Below are 22,536 nucleotides of genomic sequence, written 5' to 3'. Positions count from 1 at the left end.
GGTTCTTTTTGATTGAAATATTTTGTTCAGTTTAAACTTTTAAAATAAACAGAAGTTAACGGGAAGCAAAAAATGGCTGAAACCGAATTTATAATTGCCCTTACCGAACACCGGTATTTTGGAAGTGTTTTTGTACCTTATCTGATTGAAAAGGAAGAGCAGTTTTATACTGTAAAACGGCATATTAAACCACGCGATCTGGAGAATAATTCTGACTACAGTTTTAAACCATACGAAAGAGAACTGGTTGGAATTATAGAAAAATACAGTGATGAAAATTTAACAAAGAAGTTTTCCCGCGCGGGAAGTGTTTCCGAATTTTTTTCTTCGCTTAAACCCGGGTATTTTGAAAAAAATGTTACTCCGTATATTGAAAAACAAATGTTTAAGGTGGCTTCAATTTTAATGTTGTGCCCCGTACGTTTATTAAAGAAGGAAACAAAATATGCCAATTTGTACGATGAGGATGAGATTTTTGTACAGCCGGTTTTTGCAAATCCGGTTTTTTATTTTGAACGTACTGAAAAAGAAACACATTACCGGTTAAAAGTATATCTGGATAAAAATGAAATTACCCTGAAAAATTCAAAACTCCAAATTATTTGTAACGAACCTTGTTTAATGATTCACCGCAGCCGTTTGATTGTTTTTGAAGAATTTAATGCAAAAAAAATGGTTCCTTTTTTTGAAAAGGAAAAAGTGACGGTTCCCCATTCAATTGAAGAAAAATATTATTCCGGTTTTGTGTTAAATACCATCCGCGATAATGATGTTTTTGCCAGGGGTTTTAAAATTCTGGAAGAGGATTTGAAAAAAAGAGCGGTGCTGAGTTTGGAGAAAAATTTAAAACAGGAGCCGTGTTTTGTGCTTCATTTTTATTATGGTGATGAGAAGTTTCTCCCCAATTCAAACCGGAAAGTAGCTGTAAATCTTCACAAAAGGAATGATAGTTATGTTTTTGAAAAAGTAAAACGAAATTTTGTATGGGAAAACACAATTCAGAACCATTTAAAAGAGGCCGGATTAAAGGAAAATAACGGAAGTTTTTTGCCCAAAGGATATGAGTTGTTTGAGCATAGCGACTTGGTTTACTTTTTGGTCAACTGGATAAACCGGCATAAGCATAAACTGGAAGCCAACAATATTCATTTCACGCAGAGCAATTTGGAAAAGAAATATTTTACCGGAGATCAGCAGCTTGAAATGAAGGCAAAAACTTCAGGAGACTGGTTTGATGTTTATGCAACGGTTCGTTTTGGTGAGTTCCAAATTCCTTTTATCAAACTAAAAAAGTATATTCTGAATGATATTCGGGAGTTTGAACTGCCAAACGGTGAAATAGCTGTGTTGCCCGATGAATGGTTTGCCCGCTACAAAGGGCTGGTTCCTTTTTCGAAAGGGCAGGGCGAAAAGCTGCAGTTTGAGAAACATCATTTTATGCTTCTGAAAAACGGGTTGCAGCAGTTTGATAAATCGGTGATGGAACGTTTTCAGAAAATGGAAGCGACAGCGACAAAAGGATTAAGCTTACCAGCCAATTTAAAGGCAAAACTCAGAGCATACCAGGAAGAAGGTTTTCAGTGGATGTTTCATTTGTATAAAAACGGATTTGGGGGTTGCCTGGCTGATGATATGGGGCTGGGTAAAACCTTACAAACACTTTCTCTTTTATTAAAATTAAAACGAAACCGGAAGAAGGAGATAGAGGTTGTCGACCCGACAGTAAATAACGGGCAGCTCGATTTATTTGGAACATCGGGAGAGGAAGAAAATAATCAACCGGCGAGTTTAATCGTTTTGCCAACGTCGCTTGTACATAACTGGGATAATGAAATCAGGAAGTTTACTCCGGCTTTAAAAGCTTACAAACATATTGGAATCCAGCGTAAGAAGGCAGTTGATTTGGGAAAAATTACGGAATTCTACGACATTGTTTTAACAACTTACGGAACAGTTCGTAATGATATTGAAATACTGTCGAAAACAGAATTTTTTTATATCATTTTAGATGAAAGCCAGTTTATAAAGAATTCGACATCCAAAACCTACAAAGCAGTAATGAAACTGCGTTCGCAGCATCGTTTGGTTCTTACCGGAACGCCGATTGAAAACTCATTGTCGGATTTGTGGTCGCAAATGAATTTTTTAAACAAGGGAGTTTTGGGGAATCTCGCTTTTTTCAGAAACAGCTTTATTACACCCATCGAAAAGCACAAAAGTCAGGAGCAGCAAGAGAAATTGCAGCTTCTGATTCGCCCGTTTATTTTGCGACGTAAAAAAGAAGAAGTTGCTAAAGATTTGCCACCGCTGGTTGAACAGGTACGTGTTTGTGAAATGTCGAAAGAACAAAGTAAACTGTATGAACACGAGAAGTCTGTAATTCGGAATACCATTCTGGAGAATATTGAAAAAGAGGGGATGGAAAAGTCGGGGTTGGTGATTTTACAGGGTCTTACCAAATTACGGCAGTTGGCTAATCATCCATCGCTGATGGAAAAAGAGAACGAAGAAAGCTCCGGGAAGTTTGACGAGATTTTTAGAATGCTGGAAAACCTGGTTGCCGAAAATCATAAAGTGCTGATTTTTTCCTCTTTTGTGAAACACCTTGAATTGCTTCAGGAGAAAATTGAAAAACAGAAATGGAAATACAGTTTGTTAACGGGGCAAACTTCAAAACGTGAAGAGGTAATTCAGAGTTTTCAAAACGATCCGGATAATCGTATTTTTCTCATTTCGCTAAAAGCCGGTGGGGTAGGCCTGAATCTTACCGAAGCCGACTATGTTTTTATCATTGATCCGTGGTGGAATCCGGCAGCGGAAAATCAGGCGATAAATCGGGCGCACCGCATCGGGCAGGATAAACACGTTTTTGTCTATCGTTTTATAACTGAAGATTCGATCGAAGAAAAAATTCAGCAGCTACAGGAACATAAAAGTTCGCTGGCCGATAAGTTTATAAATTCCAATAATCCGTTTCAAAAAATTAGCAAAGAGGAAATTGTTGCTTTGTTTAAATAAATTTTTTTGCTGAATTTCTAAATTCTGCTTTGATTTTTTAGATTAGTTAAGCCAATATTTTTTCTTTAGGAAAGTGCATTCCGTTCCAGATGTTACTCTTTAATTTGCACTGCCGGAATTTTAGCATCCCAAACCTGCTCATTCAATTTAGGAATTTCTTCATCCTTAATTTTTTTGAATGCAGCCAGTTCCCTGTCAATTTTGGCTGTTAATTCGGTTTTTACAGCAATCGACTGGTCGGTTGGTCGTGCATCGCCTGAAGCGACAATACCCGCAACAGCCGCGAGCTTATTATTTAGTCGAATCGGAAAATTCAACGGGTCTTGCGGACTTTTGTTTTTGGTTTGGTAAAGTGCTTTTTCGATACTGTCCATCTTTGCCGACATTGTTTCTATCTGTTCTATAATTGCTGTATTTTCTTCTTTATCAAGCTTTTCCTTTATGTAGGTTAATTGTTTTTGTGCTTCACGAATATCCAAAATACACTGGTGTGTTTCTGTTAGTTTATCACGCACATCAAGCAGAAAATCAAACTGAGCCTGGTAATCTTCCTGTGTGGCACTATAGTTTGGAACAGGTAAAACGCTAAACGATTTTTCTTCAGAAATTCCGTCAACTGTAAGTTTTGCATAATATACTCCGGGAATAGCCACAGGCCCCCGCAGACTTCCGCCCCACATAATGAGCCCCGGAAATCCTTTGGCATCTGGATAGCGCAGATTCCAAACAAAACGGTTCAATCCTTTCTCAACTTCTATTTTTCCAAGTGCCGGATTATCTTTTAATTCTTTTTCTAAAACATTGTTTTTAAAAGTATATATCAGGTTTTTGTTTTTGTCCAGAATTTCCATTTGTACTGAAGTAGAATCGTTTCTGTCTTTTAGCCAGAAATCGATAACAGCACCCGATGGTGGATTTTCGCCACTGTTATTTCCTCCTCTTCCAGCCAGAATTTTGTAGGAAGGACGTTGGTTGAAAAGTATAAGAGCTTGTTCAGTTACCTCTTTTGTAAGTTGTTGCAAAGTGGTAATGTCATCCAAAATCCACAAACTTCTTCCTTGTGTTGCAACAATTAAATCGTTGTCTTTTATTGTCAGGTCGGTAATGGGAACAACAGGCAAATTCAATTGAAAAGGTTGCCATAATTCTCCGTCGTTAAACGAAATGTACATTCCGCTTTCTGTGCCGGCAAAAAGTAACCCGGGTCTTGTTTTATCTGCGCGAATAACACGTGTAAAATGGTCTTTCCGGATACCATCTGTAATTTTCTTCCAGGTTTTTCCATAGTCCAGCGTTTTGTAAAGGTATGGCGTAAAATCATCGTTTTTGTATGAAGTGGCGGCAACATACAAACCTCCTTTTTCATAAGGATGAGGTTCAATACTGTTTATCATCGTCCATTCGGGCATCATAGAGGCAGGTGGTGTTACATTTTCCCAGCTTTCACCACTATTTTGAGTAACATGAATCAACCCGTCATCGCTTCCGGCCCAAATAACTCCAGGTTCCAGTGCAGATTCGCAGGCTGCGAAAATAGTTCCGTAATATTCAACACTGGTGTTATCTTTGGTAATAGGCCCCCCCGACGACTCCATTTTTGTTGTATCATTCCGCGTTAAATCAGGGCTGATTTGTTGCCAGCTTTGCCCTTCGTTTGTCGTTTTGAAAAGAACGTTGGCAGCGCAATAGAGCGCATCTTTATCGTGAACGGAAAAGAAAATCGGGTAATTCCATTGGAAACGATATTTAATATTTTTTGCAGCCCAACCCATTGGATTGTCAGGCCAAACATCAATCATTCTCGTTTCTCCGGTTTTATGATTGTGACGAACCAAATATCCACCGTATGACCCTCCGTAAACAATATCCGAATTTTTTGGATCGGGTGCAATAAAACCACTTTCTCCACCCGCAGTAGATTCCCAGTTATCTTCTGAAATTCCACCTGATAAACTGCGGTGTTGGATTCGAACAGTTGAATTATCCTGTTGCGCAGCGTAAATCCGGTATGGAAAATGATTATCGGTGATAACCCTGTAAAATTGTGCGGTAGGCTGGTTGTCCATTGTAGACCAGTTATGAGCTCCGTCGAGGCTGATTTGGCCACCTCCATCGTCGCCAATTATCATTTTGTTGTTCTCAGGGTTAATCCACAAATCGTGATGATCGCTGTGAGGTGTTCTTATTGATTCAAATGTTTTTCCTCCGTCTTTCGATTTCCAGAAACCCACATTCAAAACATAAACTATGTCTTCATTTTGTGTGTCGGCATTGATCCGGGTGTAGTACCATGCACGCTGACGCAGATTTCGGTCTTCGTTTGTTTTTATCCATGTTTTTCCTGCATCATCGGAACGAAATACTCCGCCATTTTCCGCTTCAATAATAGCCCAAATCCGGTTTCGTTTTGCGGGCGATGCAGTAACGCCGATTATACCGAGTGTTCCTTGCGGGAGTCCTTTACTGTCGCTGATGTTTTGCCAGGAATCTCCACCATCCGTACTTTTCCAAAGTGCCGAACCTTCTCCGCCACTTTCCAGGGTATAAGGTTTTCGTCTCACTTTCCAGGTTGACGCATAAATTACAAGTGGATTAAATGGGTCGAGAACCAGGTCTACAGCGCCCGCATCTTCACTTACAAAAAGTATTTTTTCCCAGTTTTTTCCTCCATCTTTTGAGCGATAAATGCCACGTTCCTCGTTTGGCCCGAATACGTGCCCCAAAACAGCAGCATAAACAAGGTCCTGGTTTTCCGGATGAACGCGAATCCGGGGAATATACTGTCCTTCTTTTAACCCCGAGTATTTCCATGTTTCTCCGGCATCCATCGATTTCCAGATGCCATAACCGTGCGATACATTTCCTCTCACAGTTACTTCGCCGCCGCCCACATAAATAATATTATCGTTTGACGGAGCAACGGTAACCGCCCCAACTGTTCCTCCAAAATATCCGTCGCTTATATTTTTCCAGTTCTGGCCTGCATCTTCAGTTTTCCAGACGCCGCCACCGGTGGCCCCGAAATAGTATACGTCAGGATTATTGGTTACGCCGCAAACAGCAGCAGAACGGCCACCACGAAATGGACCAATATTCCTGTATTTTAAATTACTGTAAGCCGATGTATCAGGAAGCGCTTCAACTGTTTTTTCATTTTTTTTACCAAAGCTGAGGTTGGAAATTCCCAGGAGCAGAACTGAAATTACCAATAAAGATTTTAGGCGATGCATAAAATATTTTGAATGTTTGTAGAGCTAATGTAATAAAATAGCTTGTAATTTCTATTTTTTCCTGTTTCGAACGTATATCAGTTTAAATTTTCCTTTATAACTATCACGTTGTTCAATTTCGAACTTTCCAATCGAATTGATGAGGGGGGTGAGTTTTTCAAAACCGTAATTTCGCGAGTCGAAGTTGGGTTGTTTTTTCTGAAGTAAACTGCCTACATCACCCAAAAAAGCCCAGCCATCGTCGTCAGCCAGGTCTGAGATTGTTGAAGAAATGAGTTTTACAACTTTCGGAGTTATTTTGTCATAATCGTTCTTTCTACTTGTTTTATTAGAAGTGGAACTGGTTTCGTTTTCTTTTGCCCTGTTTTTTAGAATTTCGATGTAAATAAACTTATCGCAGGCAACAATAAAGGGTTCCGGTGTTTTCTTTTCTCCAATTCCAATTACTTTCATACCTGCTTCGCGTAGCCGTGTTGCCAGCCGCGTGAAGTCGCTGTCGCTTGAGACCAGACAAAATCCATCAACCTTACCACTGTACAAAATATCCATTGCATCGATAATCATGGCTGAATCGGTAGAGTTCTTTCCTGTCGTGTAGGCATATTGTTGCACCGGATTGATGGCATTTTCAAGCAAAACATTTTTCCATTTTGCCACAGTAGGAATGGTCCAGTCGCCATAAATTCGTTTGATGGTCGGGTTACCGTACTTGGCAATTTCTTCCATCATTTCTTTTACATAAGCTGAAGGTATATTGTCGCCATCAATAAGGACAGCCAGTTTAAAATCACTTTGCATAATTTGATTTGTTTTTGCTTTGTGCAATAGGATTAAAGTTACCTGTATAAATGCAGGTAAACAAGTTTGGGCTAAATTAAATTTTAAGAAACTAAATTTTAACGATGCAGGAATCCGGTAACCAGCCTTCATTTCCGTCGGAAAGCCTGATCTCTTTCCAGGTGCTGAGACTGTCTGTTATTTCCACCTTCAAACCTTCATAAATCAGGAATAAATCAGTACCGTTTTGTGCGGGTGAGCTTTTTACAGTTACCCGCGGGCAAAAAACAACGGCATGATTCCGGATTTTAATTTTATTTTTTTGAATCGATGCAAAAGAAAATGTAAAACCTGAAAATATTACAGCCAGAATACCAATCCAAAACGACAATCTGCGAACCGATATGGAACGCCCAAAAAGATAAAGTCCAAGTAAAACAAGAAATAACACAAATGCAGAAACACTAATCAGTGACCATGTATCGGCGGGATACAAATTAACAACCGATTGTTTCCATCGAACAAAAAAAGGTTTGGGTAACTCATCAATGCTGGTAACCACAAACTGGTTGGCAATTTGCAGGTTGAAATCAATATCTTCATCGTTTGGAGCCAGTAATTTAGCTCTTTCATAATTCAAAATGGCATTGTTTACATCACCGGCTTTGTAATAGGCATTCCCCAAATTAAAATACAATTTGGCCGATTCTTCACCTGAATCCAAAATTTGTTCATACAACGAAATGGCCTGTTGGTACTCTTCTGTGGTGTAAAACGCGTTTGCTTTTTCCCACAATTGTGTTTTACTATCTTCCTGCGCAAACAGTGATACAGGAAATATGAATAGTATCAGAAAAATATATTTTTTCATCTTTTCTAGCGTTTAATTTGTTTTTCCAAACGACTCATTGTCGATTCTGCTTTGTTATACAACTCGCTTCTTGCTTCTGCTCCACCGGCAGGCGCATAGCGGGCAAATTCGCATTGGTCTACTACTTCAACAAAATCGTCAATAATTTGCTGTTCAACATTTTTATTTTTTAAACTTGCTACAGCTGAGTCACGATTTAAGTCGGCCACAGGAATTCCAAGCTTGTCGCTTAAATATCCCCAGAATGCTTTTAATATCGAATCGTGGAAAGCCTCGTTGTTATTTTGTTTCATATAACCTGCTGCTGCTTTTAGCCGTTTTGTAGCCACACGGTTTGCTTTTTTGTTCCGCATAAGCGCTATATTCGCGTTTTCCCGGGCTTTTTTCCTGTAAATCAAGAACAGGATTAAAAACAAAATACCGCTGCCGGCGTACATCGAGTAAAAGCCAATTGTTCCAAAAAATGTAAAACCTTTGCTGTTTAGCGATGCATCACCTTGTTTGATAAAGCGGATATCCTGACCAATGAGCTGAACATCCTCTTTTCTAAGCGAACTTACTACTGTTGCCGATTGCTCGTCAGAACCTTTTACAACATGAAGATCATATTCATCGGTTGATTTGGTAACATAGGAACCGGTGGCAGGGTTAAAATATGCAAATTTTATCGACGGGATAGTGTAATCACCTTCAAAACGCGGTTGGAATAAATATTCAATGGTTTTTGTGCCCGTAACACCATTATTGGTAGCATTTACATTATCTGTTGATTGTGGATCGTAAACTTCAAAGTCCGTTGGTAATTGTATTTCAGGACTTTGGATGAGTCTTATGTTACCTGTTCCGCTAACTTTTAAGGTTAAAGTTACAGCGTCGTTGGTGGTTACATCTTGGCTGCTTATACTCGATGAAACATTAAAACTTCCAACACCACCCATAAAATTGGCAGGAGCAGGCGGCAAGTCTTTAACGTTTACTGAAACAGGAGAACTGGTAACTGTAGCTCGCACGGTTCGAAGCCCGCTAAAAAAGTCGTCGAAAAAGCTACGTTGTTTTACTCTTTGCTGAACCAGTAGTGACATATTGAAAGGTTCAATGGTCAATCTTCCGTTTTGCTGCGGGAACAATATCGTTTTCTTTAATACCCCTACCTGGTAAATTTTATTGTCGTATACTTCGCGGGTAAAATTGATTTGCTGCGGAATTTCAATGTCTTGTGTATAAAAACCTTCGTAGGTAGGTAAATTTACTTCCTCAAAACCCGATATGGGAATATTGGGATTAACATATAATTTTACAGTTGCAATTATTTGTTCTCCCCGGTAAACACTGGTTTTGCTCATTTCAACTTTTACAAACAAATTGTCTTTTCCCAAATCAACCGACTCCGATTGCTGATTCGGGTTTCCGTTGTTTCCGCTTTGTGGTTGCGCTGGCTGGCTTTGCGCTTTTACCACCTGAATTTCCAGATTGTTTGACTCAAATACTTTACCTCCTACTTCGATAGAGGCCGGGCGAATTTCAAATTTTCCCTCTTTTTTTGCCCTGAGAATGTATGTGTAAGAAAAAGTGACCTCTGAAGTCGTTCTTCCGTTTATCGTTCTGATACTGGTCGACTGTCCGGTACTTGGTCCCATTAAAACTTCAAAATTATCGGTAAGGCCCGCCGGAAGATTAAGGTTGGTTCCTCTTTCATTAAGCGTGAAGGAAAGCCGGAATTGTTTTCCCATTTCCACTGCATTGGGCGCCGACATAATAAAACGGGTGTCTTCTGCACGTGCAGCGAAAATCACAAAAAAGAAAAGAAGATATGTTGCTAATTTTTTACTCATTTTTTATTTGAATTCTGCAAAAATATTCTAATTACTCTACGTTTTTTTGTTCGATATTTTTAATCCTTCTAATCACCATTCTTTTTCAACTCTTGTCCGTTTTGCTTTGGCAGCTTTGGCTTTTTTTACTTTTTCCTGAATGTCTTTTTCGTCGTTTTGCAGAGCCTGCAGTAACTGTTCTGCATTTTCTTTTGAAATTTTATTTTGTTGCTGCTGTTGTTGCTGCTGTTGTTGTTGGTCTTTATTCTGATTTTGTTGGTTCTGTTGATTTTGCTGATCTTGTTGATCCTGTTTATTCTGATCGTTTTTATTTTGATCCTGATTCTGATCCTGATTTTGATCTTTGTTTTGCTGATCCTGATTCTGCTGATCTTTGTTTTGATCCTTATTCTGATCCTGATTCTGCTGGTTTTGCTGCTGTTGCTTTAACATTTGGGCATAAGCGAGATTGTATTTTGTATCCAAATCGTTTGGATTATTTCTCAGGGCTTCTTTATATGCCTCAATACTTTCATCTAACTTTTGTTGCATCAACTGGCTGTTTCCTACATTGTGCAACGCCCGTGCTTTTTCTTCGGGTGTCTCCATTTTGTCAGCCAGTTCATTAAACTTTGACGATGCTTCATCAAAACGCATTTGTTTGTATAAAGCATCCGCAAGATTGAAATTCCATTTTGTATCTGCCGGTTTTTTATTCAATGCCTTGCGGTACTCTGTTTCTGCATTGCTGAATTTTGTGGTATCAAGCTGCGAGGTATCTTTCACAGCTTCCATAAATAATTTATTTCCATTCCTCACAAACTTCCTTTCATTCTGCGCCGAAACCAGAATACTAATAGAAGTCAACATCATTGCTGTTAAAATTATTTGTTTCATCTTTTCCTCACTTTATTGAAAACAATCGTATGCTTTTCAAATATTTATTTTTTCTTTCCAGAATAATAAATTCAAACAATATCAAAAATAGTGCAACGGCAAAGAAATACTGGAATTGGTCGTTGTATTCCGAATAAACCCTGGATTCCATTTCTTCTTTTTCCATTTTATTTATTTCGTCGAACAGAGCATTTAATCCTACCTGCGCGTTGTTGGCCCTCACATATATTCCGTTGCCGGAAGCAGAGATTTGTTCCAGAATCTGTTCGTTCAATTTTGTTACAACAACTTTGCCATCCCTGTCTTTCATATAATCTTTCTGGCCGCTTCGTGTTACCGGAATTGGCGAACCTTGCGGAAGTCCCATCCCGATAGTATGTACAATTATTCCTTTGTCAACGGCGTCTTTTGCTGCAGAAACAGCGTCATCTTCGTGGTTTTCACCATCGGTAATAATTACAATTGCTTTGTTTGCTTCCGAGCTGGGAGTAAACGAGTTTGCAGCCAGGTTAATAGCCGCACCAATTGCAGTTCCCTGTTTGGGTACAATTTCTGTACTGACAGAGTTCAAAAACAGCTTGGCTGAATTATAGTCACTGGTAATGGGGAGTTGCGTGTAAGCATCACCGGCAAACACAATTAAACCAATTTTATCGTCGTTCAACCGGTCTATTAATCTGGAAATGGCTCTTTTGGCCCGTTCCAGACGATTGGGTTGAATATCTTCTGCCATCATGCTGTTTGAAACATCCAAAGCAATAATGAGTTCAATTCCCTCTCGTTTAACTTTCTTAAGCTTGGACCCAAATTGCGGGCGCGCCATTCCTGTAATAATAAATGCTAAAGCCAGCATCAATACCAAAAACTTAAAAACAGGTCTTCCTTTTGAAGAAAAAGGCATCAATTGTTTTAATATTTGTTGTTCCCCAAAACGTTTCAGGGCTTTTTTCCGGGCAATTCTCGACCAGATAAAAATGACGGCCAATAAAGGAATGATTAACAATCCCCACAAATACTCCATATTTCCAAATCTGAACATTTCCATGCTTTCCATTTTATGGGATACTTCTAAATACAGTTGTTCGCAAAATAAGACTTAAAATCAAAGAAAGTAATCCCGCCGCAGCAAACGGCAGAAACTCCTCTGACTTCCGGCTGAATTCGCGTACTTCAATTTTTGATTTCTCAAGTGCGTCGATTTCTTTGTAAATCTCTTCCAGTTTATTATTGCTGGTTGCCCTAAAATATTTTCCATCGGTAATGGTCGAAATTTCCTGTAACGTTTCTTCGTCAATTTTTACTTCCATATCGCGAAGTTGTATTCCGTAGGGTGTTTGAACAGGGTAGGGGGCTGTTCCGATTGAACCGACTCCTACGGTATAGACGCGTATTCCATAGGTTTTTGCAATTTCCGCTGCTGTTACCGGAGCAATTTCGCCACTGTTGTTTTCTCCATCGGTAAGAAGAATCACAACCCGGCTAATGGCTTCGCTGTCTTTTAACCGGGCCACAGAAGTTGCCAGTCCGTTTCCAATTGCAGTTCCATCTTCAATCATTCCACTTTGAAGATCTTTAAACAGATTTAACAAGACTGCCCGATCAGTGGTTAACGGACACTGAGTAAATGCTTCTCCTGCAAAAACGACCAGACCCATGCGGTCATACTCTCTTCCGGATATAAACTCCATAGCCACATTTTTGGCTGCTTCCAAACGGTCGGGAGTAAAGTCGCGGGCGAGCATACTACTTGATATATCGAGCGCAATAACAATATCGATACCTTCAGTTGTTACATTTTCCCAGTTGCTTGACGATTGCGGACGTGCCAAAACTACCGTAAAAAAAGAGATGGCAATAATCTGTAACAGAAAAACAAGATGCCGCAGGTAATGTTTTATGGTTCTCGGCGCCCTAAAAACAGAGGCTGTCGACGAAATCTGAATACTCGCCGTATTTCTTTTCTGCCTGAAAATGTACCAGGCAGCCATTGGTATTATCACCAACGCCAAATAAAAAAATTCCGGGTTTTTAAATGTTAGTCCTTCAAACATCCTCTCTTATTTTATATCAACTTCTTCAACATTCTCTTCGTCTTCCTTATTCTCTTCCGCTTCTTTTTTAGGCTCCTCCTTTTTTGTGTCGTTTATGAAAAAGTAGGAATTAACCAATGTCATATTATCATCATCGGGAAGCGGCTTGTATTTTGCAAATTTTACCAAATCGGCCAGTGATAATATTTGGCTAAGATTATTAAACGATTTTTCTCCCAACAAACCTTTTCGGTTTCTGAAGCTGGTAAGTATTTCATCGGTGGTTTGTTCCATTGCAGAAATTTCAAACCGGTCTTCAATGTATTCGCGCAATGTATCAGTTACTTCGCTGTAATACTGTTTGGTTTTATCTTTTTGCCAGAGCTTTTCATTTTTTATCCGGTCAAGTTCCCGAAGAGCGACTACGTGCGCTGGCTCTTTGGGTTTTTGAGGCCGTGTAAAAATGGGTTTGTTTTTCTTTTTTCTTTTGATGGAATATAAAACCAGAAAAATAATTGCCCCAATTAAAATTACACCCAAAATATAGGGAATAACTTCCTTTAAAGATAAAGGCGCGCCGTATGGCATTTTTATGTCAGTCGGCCCTTTAGTGGTGTCTACAGTCATGCTATATACATTTAGTGTTACACCATTGCTTGGAACAGAATCAACCAGGCCGTCCATTTCAAAAGTAAACCAGTAGGGGGGAATACGGTAACTTCCACTATCGAAACTTGTTATGGTATAAGATTGAATCTGCTTCATCAACTCCTCGCTGTCCATTTCAAAAGTGTCCACTTTTGATCGCTCCAGTACTTCAATCAAACTTTGAATCGTATCGGGTAGCTGCGGAAATTCGACTTTTACATTTTTGGGATGATCGATTTCGAGAAAAAGTTTTACCTGGTCACCGATCAGAATGTTAGCCGAATCGAGGCTGGCAGTTGCCTTAATTTGTTGTGCGTTTGTAAGCCCCGAAATAAAAATCAGGAGCATAAAAAAGAATAATATTTTTATTCTCAACTTCATTTACTTATTGTTTTAAAGCCCTCTTTTTAAAAAGGGTCATTAAAGATTTTACATAATCTTCGTTGGTGTCTATCCGGGCATAATCGATACCGCATTTTTTAAACAGCGCATCGAGTCGCGCAACATGTTTGTTCCACCAATCGGAATAGGTTTTTCTGATTCTTTTGGAACTACTGTCAACCCAAACATATTGCCCGGTTTCTGCATCCTTTAATTTAATCATTCCAATAGACGGTAATTCTTTTTCCCTGTCATCGTAAACTTTTAAAGCCACAACATCATGTTTGTTGTTGGCAATTGAAAGCGCCATGTCTAAATCCGGATTATCATCCATAAAATCAGAAATAACAAATGCAGTACAACGTTTTTTTATGGCATTGGTTAAATAACGGATTGCACCCGTTATATCGGTTCCTCTCTCCTGTGGTTGAAAATCAATCAACTCACGTATGATGCGCAAAATGTGACTTTTTCCTTTTTTCGGAGGAATAAATTTTTCTATCGTATTTGAAAAGAAAATTACTCCTATTTTATCATTGTTCTGAATTGCAGAGAAGGAAAGTATCGCAGATATCTCAGTGATGATGTTTTTTTTCAGTTTTTCAGCTGAACCAAATTCACGCGAACCGCTTACGTCGATAAGCAGCATTACGGTTAACTCTCTTTCTTCTTCAAAGATTTTTACATACGGATGGTTGTAACGAGCCGTAACATTCCAGTCGATGTTACGGATATCGTCGCCAAACTGGTATTCACGTACTTCCGAAAATGCCATTCCCCGCCCTTTAAAAGCACTGTGGTATTCACCTGCAAAAATATTTCGCGATAAACCCCGTGTTTTAATTTCAATCTGCCTTACCTTTTTTAATAATTCAGTTGCTTCCATAAGAGGCCCCCTTTCTCTTCGGAATTTCCCCTAAAAGGGAAAAGTTAAAAACAAATATTTTATTCAAGTAATTCATTTTTGAATTGTTTTTTCTCTTGTACTCCCCGATGCAGGGAGTCAGAGGGGGCTTTTTTTATGGTACCTCTATTACATTCAGAATATCCGTAATAATTTCTTCTGATGTGATGTTGTTTGCCTCTGCTTCGTAACTTAGCCCTATTCTGTGACGCAATACATCAGGACACACGGCACGCACATCTTCAGGAATTACATAGCCACGGCGCTTGATAAAAGCAAATGCTTTTGCCGCCTGTGCCAGGCTAATTCCGGCCCTTGGCGAAGCGCCGTAAGAAATCATATCTGCATATTTTTCCAGTTTGTACTCAACAGGCTCACGAGTCGCAAAAACGATGTCAACAATATATTTCTGAATTTTTTCATCCATATAGACATCTTTTACTACCCCACGGGCTTTGATAATATCTTCGGGTTTTAATATTGTTGAAGTTTCAGGAAATTGTTTTAAAAGGTTTTGATTGATAATTTGTTTTTCCTCTTCTTTTTTTGGGTAGTTGATAACTACTTTCAGCATAAAACGGTCAACCTGTGCCTCGGGCAGGGGATAAGTACCTTCCTGTTCTATAGGGTTTTGCGTTGCCATAACCAAAAATGGTTCATCCAGTTTAAAAGTATTTTCACCAATGGTAACCTGGCGTTCCTGCATTGCTTCCAATAATGCAGACTGAACTTTTGCCGGTGCACGGTTTATCTCGTCAGCTAAAATAAAGTTGGCGAAAATCGGTCCTTTTTTTATAGTGAATTCTTCCTTTTTCTGGCTGTAAATCATTGTACCGAGCAAGTCAGCCGGAAGTAAATCGGGTGTAAACTGAATGCGCGAATATTTTGCGCTGATGGTTTGAGCCAGCGATTTTATTGCCAGTGTTTTTGCCAGTCCCGGAACACCTTCCAAAAGAATGTGCCCGTTGGATAACAATCCGATTAAAAGGCTTTCTACCAAATGTTTCTGACCAATAATAACTTTGTTCATTTCCATCGTTACCATGTCGACAAATGAACTTTCTTTTTGAATTCTTTCGTTTAATTCCTTAATATCAACTGCCTGATCCATATTATTTGTACTGTTATGTTTTTACTATTTTATTCGTTTACTCAAACTTAAGTTCTGAATTCTGGATTAAAAAAAAGAAAAATAATCAACTGCTTGATTGACTCTCTTTTCTTTTAAAATTTTGTGTTCCAAAATTCGAAGCACGAATTTAAATGTTTGCAAAGATAAAAAGCCTTATATTTTGTTAAAATATATTAAGTAAATCTTTACCGAAAATTCATCAGATGTTTTATTCCTTTCACCGGAAAATTAGTCATTAAAACGGTCAAATATATTTTTTCTCTCTCCCTAAACCCGGTCTTTAACATTTTTTTATCAAAGAATTGAAAAACAGTTTGTTTTAAATTGTATAAGCCACCCAGGGGTATAAAAAAATCACCCGGCAATACACCGGGTGATAAGTTAGCTTCTTATGATATTTTAATTTCTTTAAGTGGTTTTGGCTTTACTTCTTCACGTTTTGGAAGAGTAATAGTCAAAATACCTTCGGCATATTTCGCCGAAATCTTATCGCTGTCAACTGCGTTGTCAGCAACTGTAAAAGAGCGCTGGAATGACTGGTAAGAAAATTCCCTTCGGGAATAATTTTCCTTTTTTTCTTTTTTCTCATCTTTTTTTTCTGAAGATACTGTTAACACATTGTTATGAAAACTAATGTTAAAATCTGTTTTTGTCATTCCCGGTGCCGCAACTTCGATGCTAAATTCATCTTCAGTTTCTCTGACATTTACAGCCGGCAACGATGTGTTGGTGCTTGAATAATTTGTAAGATTCCAATCCATCAAATCGTTGTTAAAAAAACGGTCAAAGATAGATGGAAAATAATTTTCAGATCTTTTTGCTAACATGACTTATTCCTCCTGTTCTTTTAATGGTTAAACAATTTAATGAACGTTATTTTTTAGTTTCGCTTTTTCTAAATCAAAAAAAATACCAGAGCCAAAAAACTGTCATTTTTTTTATTTCAAGTGTCTGGTTGTCAGGTTGTGTTGTGTTTGGCGTAAGGAAAATACAATCTATCAGGATTTTTTACACTGACAGATTTTCAGAGAAAAAGCGGTTATGTTAGCAGGAGTAAAATAGAAGAGAGTTCTTTTGCTATATTACCACCAGGCTGTTACTTTGGCATAACCTGTTGGTAGGTTTAAGTGGCAGGCTACAAGAGTTACGTTATTTTCCCCCCAGGGAACATTATAGAAGGCTTCAATTATCGTAGTTGAGCCGTCTGTATCGACTATAGAATCAGCTTGGCCAGAGGCGACAATACCCGCTGCACCATGGTCAACAAATAAACTATAGTGTACTGTACCTGATGCAGTGTAAGTTGCAGTTACTTGGTATGGATCTCCCGCTGACTCCCAGCATTCAACCCATCCACCATATGCAGAACTTTGCTTAGAAACCATTAAAAAAATGGTAAAAACTGAAATAATAAAAATTATTTTTTTCATAAGTATTTGTTTTAATTTGTTGTTTAAAATAAAAATAAGAATAGCTCTCTTCTATTATTGTTTGATAGTATTAATTGTTATAGCATATCTGTTTCTTAGTGTGTTTAGTCTGTTTGTTTTTAATCTTTCCATTTTGGCTGTCACTAATTGCTTTTTTATTTTTTTTCTTGCGATTTCAAAAGGCAAAATTTCTTTACCAAACTCGTTTGTTTTGACAAGCACAATAGCTTTATTATTGAATTCTATTGGTCCAATTCGTTTGTTTAAATCTGCTGTAAATAGTTTTTCTATAATTTCTGTTGAATATTTTTTGTCGGATATGTCGATAGCAACTTCCTTTTGATACGAATCCAAATTCATCAATATTGTATCAGATTGGTTTTTAATCCCTCCCTGGGTAGCAATTTTATCGAGTTGAAATACGTGTGATATAGCAGAATTTGTGTTTTTAAAAGTTAAAATGCAGACCGAGCATTTTCGACACGTCGTAAAATTATTTTTGTTGTTATTGTAGTATTCAGATAATTCTTTTTGATGAACTTCTTCTGAGAGAAAATTGTCTTCTATATATTTTCCCAGAACAAGACTATTCTTATAATTTTTTTTGTCTAAAAGGAACTCTTTTGAATTTGTGATGCCCAAATTGACACACTCGAAATAAAGGTATTTCTCCAGTACTATCTGTTTGAGAGTTTCCTCCAGGGTAGCATTATTTGTAATAATCGGAGTAAGAGGGTTGTTGTAATAATAATCGAAAAAATCAGAAACTAAAAGAGCTTTTGTTTCATTGTTTTGGTTGTATGTCAATATTGTATCGGATGAAAAAAATGTATTTTCTTCAGCACGCGATGACTCTTTGATTTTCCTGAATAATTCGTCCTTGACTTTTTTGTTGATGTTGATATCAGCTTTGCTGTAAATAAAATCTCTTTTGTTGTTAACAATTTGTTTTTCCTTTAGATGTGTATACCTAAGTTTTATCGCTTCTTCTTCTCTTTTAAAATCCTTTTGTTTCCTTTCTGATTTCTTTTTCAAATAAACAACCAGTATTTTATTATCGTCAAGTGAAATTTTGGCTGCTTCTTCATCGTCTAAAGAATATATAATGTTTTTAACAGGTTCGAGTTCGTCAAAAGGATAAAGCAGTTGAATGTGTTTATGTTTGATTGTACTTGTTTTGCACTTTTCGACTACTTTGAGAAAGTCAGCTTTTGTTTTGATGTTGATATCATTTTCGAAAATTGAGAAAAAGGAATCAGAATCAGGAAAAATAAAATACTCAAGTTCAAATGTTTTGTTTTGTTTTTTATGAATGTTTTTAATTTCCTTTTTTGTAAAGACGAGTTTAGGCTCCTCAACCTTATTCCATAAGTATCCTTTATATTGCCCCAGCATTGTTCGTGCTGCATAGTTTACTTTTTTGTTGATTGCTGAAATCGTATCATACTTTTCGCTATAGGCATCAGCCAGGAAATAGGCATTATTGACATATTGTTCGCTCCAGTTATTAGTGTTTCCAAACGTTTTACTTTCGATTGCACGTTTTTTATTTTTTTCAAATTCGTATTTTGTTATTTTAAATGAGTCTATTTGAAGTACGATTTCATCATTAACGATATCATTTTGAATGTAGGGTTTACATGAAAATCCTATTAAAACAACACACAAAGAGGTGTAAAATAATTGGAACGACAGAATATTTGCTTGGACTAAATTTTGGTTATGCATGTGAGTTTAGAATGTTAAATGAAAATGGGTGATTAAAAATTCTTAAATGAAATTGAAAGGAGTCTGAATAAGTTTTATGTTATGGTTCGGTGATCATAATGGTTTAGGTTTATTTACGGTTTTACTTTATAAAGATAAAAGAAAGAATGTAATTTGCAATAGATAATCTATGTTATTTTCATATCCTGTATTCTGTTGTTTATCAATTATTTTGTGTAATAAATTTTTAGTTTGTAATGAGAAATTTATTACAAAAATATTTGCAATATTTTCGCTTACTCAAATCATTAAATTGTGTATCCACAACAATTTTTTATTTTATGCGCAGGCATCAATCAATCCTTTTTAATACATGTATAAAAGGGATTAAAGGAGCTGGCAGCATTCATTTTACTTTTTGCTGATGTTGTTTTTGAATAATAATACAAAAAGAAGTAATGTACTTACCGAAAGTAAAGTGGTAACTCCCCAAATGCCATTCCAGTTTGTTGCGCCTTCAACTCTGAAAAAATCAATAATGTGCGCACAAATAAAATTACCCGCCAGCAATCCGACTCCAAAAGTAACAAGGAATATAAATCCCTGAGCCTGCGACTTTAACTCTGCCGGTGCTTTTTTGTCGATGTAAATTTGTCCGCCAACATAGAAAAAACCAAAAATTAGTCCGTGAATCAATATTCCAATATAATACATCCAGCTTTGGCTGATTACACCCCCGGCATAAAATGCCAGGTAACGAATGGTGAGGGCAACCAATCCCAAAATCATCACTTTTCGTAGTCCCAGTTTTTTGATTGCGGGTGAGACCAATAATAGAAATCCCATTTCTGCCAGAATTCCCCAATTCATGGTTACTGAAATATATTTTGTATTAATGTGTAACAGAAATTCAGAGAAGAAGGAATAATACATGGCGAAAGGGATCATGGAAATGAATGAGAAAATAATAAAAATAGCAAAGTTTCGATCCCTCATCATTTTTAATGTTCTCAACCCAAAGATCTCGATAAATGATATTTTTTCTTTTTTTGCCTGAGGAGGTGTGTTAGGTAAAGTGAAATTAGTAACAGCAGCCAATAAACTAACTCCGGCACCACAATAAAACGGAATATTTGTTCCGTCAAAATTGATGTTAAAAAATTTGATAAAAATGATACTAAATATACCTGACGCTACCCATCCGATAGAACCAAATACGCGAACTTTTGGAAATTCTTCTGACGACAAATGAGCCATTGATATTGAGCTTGTCAGTCCCCATGTGGGCATGTAACCAAACATGGCAATCAGAAGATAAACAAACAGCAGGTCGGAATTATTTGTGGTTCCGGCAAGGAAGAGCATTATTGCATTGATGATGTTAAGGCCGGCTAAGACCTTTTGCCCGGCAAAAAAACGGTCGGCAACCATGCCAATTACAGGAGAAAGAATACAGCCGAGTGCCATTGAACTTAAGATGAGTGCTTTTTCGGTACTTCCTACCCCCAGGTTGGTTAAATAGGCGGCTAAGGGAACCCACCAGACAGCATACATCATATACTGCAAGAACATCATCGACGAAAGTTTTATTCGTGTCATATATCAGGTATTTAAATGTTGGATTTAGGTATTTATAGTTTTTTCAGTTCGTCGCTCAGGTTGTTTTTGCAGGTTATCTTTTGTTGGGAATGGTTTAAAAAAGACCGACTCTGACAAGAGTCGGTCTTTTATTGAAACTAACCAAACTTAACTATTATCTAGTTATATCCGGGGTTTTGCTGCAATTGCGGAGCTTTGTTAACTTCTGTTCTAGAAATAGGCAACCAATAGTTTGCATCAATCCATGATCTTTCATCTGCGGTGGCTGATTGGTCATAGTTCCAAATTGTTGAGCCATCATCAAAATGATAGATATTCATCGGGCTTACATTTTCAATAACATCACCGGCAATCATCCATTTACGCATCATGTAAAAACGATCACCTTCACCGTAGAATTCAATCTGACGTTCGTGACGTAGCCATTCTCTTGCCTGATCCTGATCGGTAGTTACCCTGTCAGGCAATCCGGCACGATTACGAACCATGTTCAGCGCATCCAAACCAGGTTGTAAATCAGAACCACCTAATTCAATACATGCTTCTGCATAGTCCAAAAGTACTTCAGCATAACGCAGTTCAATCCAGGCATTATTGTTATCAAAAAACTGTCCGATAATATTAGGATCGGTGTATTTCTTGATATAGTAACCGTTTTTGGTTCCGTTCCACGCTTCAACCAGCGCCTGACGTGTATCAGTACCGGCAGTTTGGTTGCCTGAAGCCGCATTTACAAATGCATCTACTTTTGCACTAAATGCTGACTGATCCAATCCCATAAAACCATCGGGTGTTGTATGTAGATAGTAACCGGTTTGAATTTTATTATTGGTTTCAGCACGAGCTTGCCATGGTGAACCGTCATGAAATACGGTTGCATAGAAACGGGGCTCACGGCCTACGTATGGATTCATTTCAGGATCGGCAGCCAATTCTGCAGCAGTTGCTTCCCTGAAATTATTATTTCCAGGATTGTATTTATCCCATACGAATGGTGTACCATCAGCCATCTCAAACTTACGTACTGTAGGTTCTGTTGGACCATTATTACCCCAGTTGTGGTATCCGTTCGGACCCCACCATTTGTTTTGCTGGGTTCTGTTTCCCTGAGCCTGTACGTATTGTATTCCCCAGATAGATTCGCTGTTCCATTCTCCGGTTTGATCAAAGATGCTATAGAAATTATCGGCATATGCCATCACATCTTCCTCAGTCATATTCGCAGGAGGATCATCGGTAGAACCGTGTAAAGAATAATCGCCATACGTTCCATCCATAATAGCTTTTGCAGCAGCTTTGGCATCCTGCAAACGCTGTGAAAGTGAACCTGATTGGAACGATACCAATTCGTTTGACGGCTGATATCCGCCATTCATAAGGATACCTGTGCTCCAACTTAAAATTCTTGATTTTAAAGCGGCAGCAGCTGCCTTAGTAGCTCTTCCCTGCTCATAAAATTTGTCACCTGGGCTGGGACATCCTGCAATAGCTTTATCGCAGTCGGCCAGAATAAATGCCAGTGTTTCATCAATGGATGACCTGGTGTAGGACAGGAAGTCCTGATCGAGTTCAAAGGGTTGGTCGACCAAAACCACGCCACCATACGAACGCATCAGGTTGGCATAATTAAAAGCCCTGATAAAATAGGCTTCACCTTTGAAGTTAGAAAGATGTTCTTCTTCGTCAGCTGTTTCTGTTGGAACATTATCAATATTTGCTAATAAAACGTTTACATTTTTAATGTTGCCGTACAATGGCCAGGTAGTCCATCTAAAACGCCAGCTTCCAAAGTGTCCCAATTCATCGGGACTCATTCTTCCCTTTACAATAGGATAGCTTCCCGGACGATGGATACACAAAAGTTCATCAGTAGCACCTGCAAGCAGATCCTCTCGCAGTCCTAGCATTTGGCTACCATCGATTCCTATATTATCATAACATTTACCTAGGTATGCCTTTGTAAGATTGATATCCTCGAAAACAGACTCCTCATTAAAAGCATCAACCGCTTTTTGGTCGAGAACATCGTCGCATGATGTTGTTGCAAAAATAAGCGCCAACATCATCATTGAATATCCTAATATTTTTTTCATATTCTTCA

At 38.0% G+C, this 22,536-nt stretch carries 16 protein-coding genes; 1 reads left to right on the top strand and 15 read right to left on the bottom strand.

What is annotated here, in order from left to right:
* Positions 1–72: 72 nt before the first annotated feature.
* Positions 73–3,018, top strand: a complete 2,946-nt coding sequence (locus GM418_RS01700) for a DEAD/DEAH box helicase (RefSeq protein ID WP_158862528.1) — start codon at positions 73–75, stop codon at positions 3,016–3,018.
* A 92-nt stretch (positions 3,019–3,110) separates the two neighbouring features.
* Here GM418_RS01700 and GM418_RS01695 read toward each other — a convergent pair whose 3' ends face one another.
* From GM418_RS01695 to GM418_RS01625, 15 genes are all read right to left on the bottom strand, one after another.
* Entirely contained in the window at positions 3,111–6,248 is a 3,138-nt protein-coding gene (locus GM418_RS01695; protein WP_158862527.1) for a WD40/YVTN/BNR-like repeat-containing protein, read from the bottom strand.
* A gap of 51 nt (positions 6,249–6,299) precedes the next feature.
* Positions 6,300–7,046 carry an NYN domain-containing protein gene (locus GM418_RS01690; protein ID WP_158862526.1) on the bottom strand — a complete coding sequence of 249 codons (747 nt, stop codon included), beginning with the start codon at positions 7,044–7,046 and terminating at the stop codon, positions 6,300–6,302.
* A 91-nt stretch (positions 7,047–7,137) separates the two neighbouring features.
* The gene (locus GM418_RS01685) at positions 7,138–7,896 is read right to left on the bottom strand and encodes a tetratricopeptide repeat protein (RefSeq protein WP_158862525.1); all 759 of its coding nucleotides are present in this window, start codon (positions 7,894–7,896) and stop codon (positions 7,138–7,140) included.
* A gap of 5 nt (positions 7,897–7,901) precedes the next feature.
* Positions 7,902–9,728 (bottom strand): BatD family protein, encoded by a 1,827-nt coding sequence (locus GM418_RS01680; RefSeq protein ID WP_158862522.1) that lies wholly within the window; start codon positions 9,726–9,728, stop codon positions 7,902–7,904.
* Positions 9,729–9,800: 72 nt separating this feature from the next.
* The gene (locus GM418_RS01675; protein WP_158862520.1) at positions 9,801–10,604 is read right to left on the bottom strand and encodes a tetratricopeptide repeat protein; all 804 of its coding nucleotides are present in this window, start codon (positions 10,602–10,604) and stop codon (positions 9,801–9,803) included.
* Positions 10,605–10,611: 7 nt separating this feature from the next.
* Positions 10,612–11,649: a vWA domain-containing protein gene (locus GM418_RS01670; protein ID WP_246222805.1), complete on the bottom strand. Its 1,038-nt coding sequence runs from the start codon at positions 11,647–11,649 to the stop codon at positions 10,612–10,614.
* Positions 11,650–11,659: 10 nt separating this feature from the next.
* Positions 11,660–12,655, bottom strand: coding sequence for a vWA domain-containing protein (locus GM418_RS01665; protein ID WP_158862518.1), 996 nt, complete (start codon positions 12,653–12,655; stop codon positions 11,660–11,662).
* Positions 12,656–12,661: 6 nt separating this feature from the next.
* Positions 12,662–13,663: a BatD family protein gene (locus GM418_RS01660; RefSeq protein ID WP_158862517.1), complete on the bottom strand. Its 1,002-nt coding sequence runs from the start codon at positions 13,661–13,663 to the stop codon at positions 12,662–12,664.
* A gap of 4 nt (positions 13,664–13,667) precedes the next feature.
* A complete protein-coding gene (locus GM418_RS01655; protein WP_158862516.1) occupies positions 13,668–14,549 on the bottom strand; it encodes a DUF58 domain-containing protein in 882 nt (293 codons plus the stop codon).
* 133 nt (positions 14,550–14,682) lie between these two features.
* Positions 14,683–15,678 carry an AAA family ATPase gene (locus tag GM418_RS01650; protein WP_158862515.1) on the bottom strand — a complete coding sequence of 332 codons (996 nt, stop codon included), beginning with the start codon at positions 15,676–15,678 and terminating at the stop codon, positions 14,683–14,685.
* Between the two features lie 410 nt (positions 15,679–16,088).
* Entirely contained in the window at positions 16,089–16,526 is a 438-nt protein-coding gene (locus GM418_RS01645) for an Hsp20/alpha crystallin family protein (protein ID WP_158862514.1), read from the bottom strand.
* A 255-nt stretch (positions 16,527–16,781) separates the two neighbouring features.
* Positions 16,782–17,129, bottom strand: coding sequence for a hypothetical protein (locus tag GM418_RS01640; protein ID WP_158862513.1), 348 nt, complete (start codon positions 17,127–17,129; stop codon positions 16,782–16,784).
* Positions 17,130–17,183: 54 nt separating this feature from the next.
* A complete protein-coding gene (locus tag GM418_RS01635) occupies positions 17,184–18,857 on the bottom strand; it encodes a peptidylprolyl isomerase (protein WP_158862512.1) in 1,674 nt (557 codons plus the stop codon).
* A gap of 390 nt (positions 18,858–19,247) precedes the next feature.
* Positions 19,248–20,435: an MFS transporter gene (locus GM418_RS01630; RefSeq protein ID WP_158862511.1), complete on the bottom strand. Its 1,188-nt coding sequence runs from the start codon at positions 20,433–20,435 to the stop codon at positions 19,248–19,250.
* Between the two features lie 158 nt (positions 20,436–20,593).
* Complete coding sequence (locus tag GM418_RS01625; RefSeq protein WP_158862510.1) at positions 20,594–22,528, bottom strand: RagB/SusD family nutrient uptake outer membrane protein; 1,935 nt, start codon at positions 22,526–22,528, stop codon at positions 20,594–20,596.
* Positions 22,529–22,536 lie beyond the last annotated feature (8 nt).

Source organism: Maribellus comscasis (assembly GCF_009762775.1).
Taxonomy (GTDB): Bacteria; Bacteroidota; Bacteroidia; order Bacteroidales; family Prolixibacteraceae; genus Draconibacterium; species Draconibacterium comscasis.
Note: the sequence above shows the minus strand (reverse complement) of the source record. Positions and strands in the feature narration are given on the sequence as shown.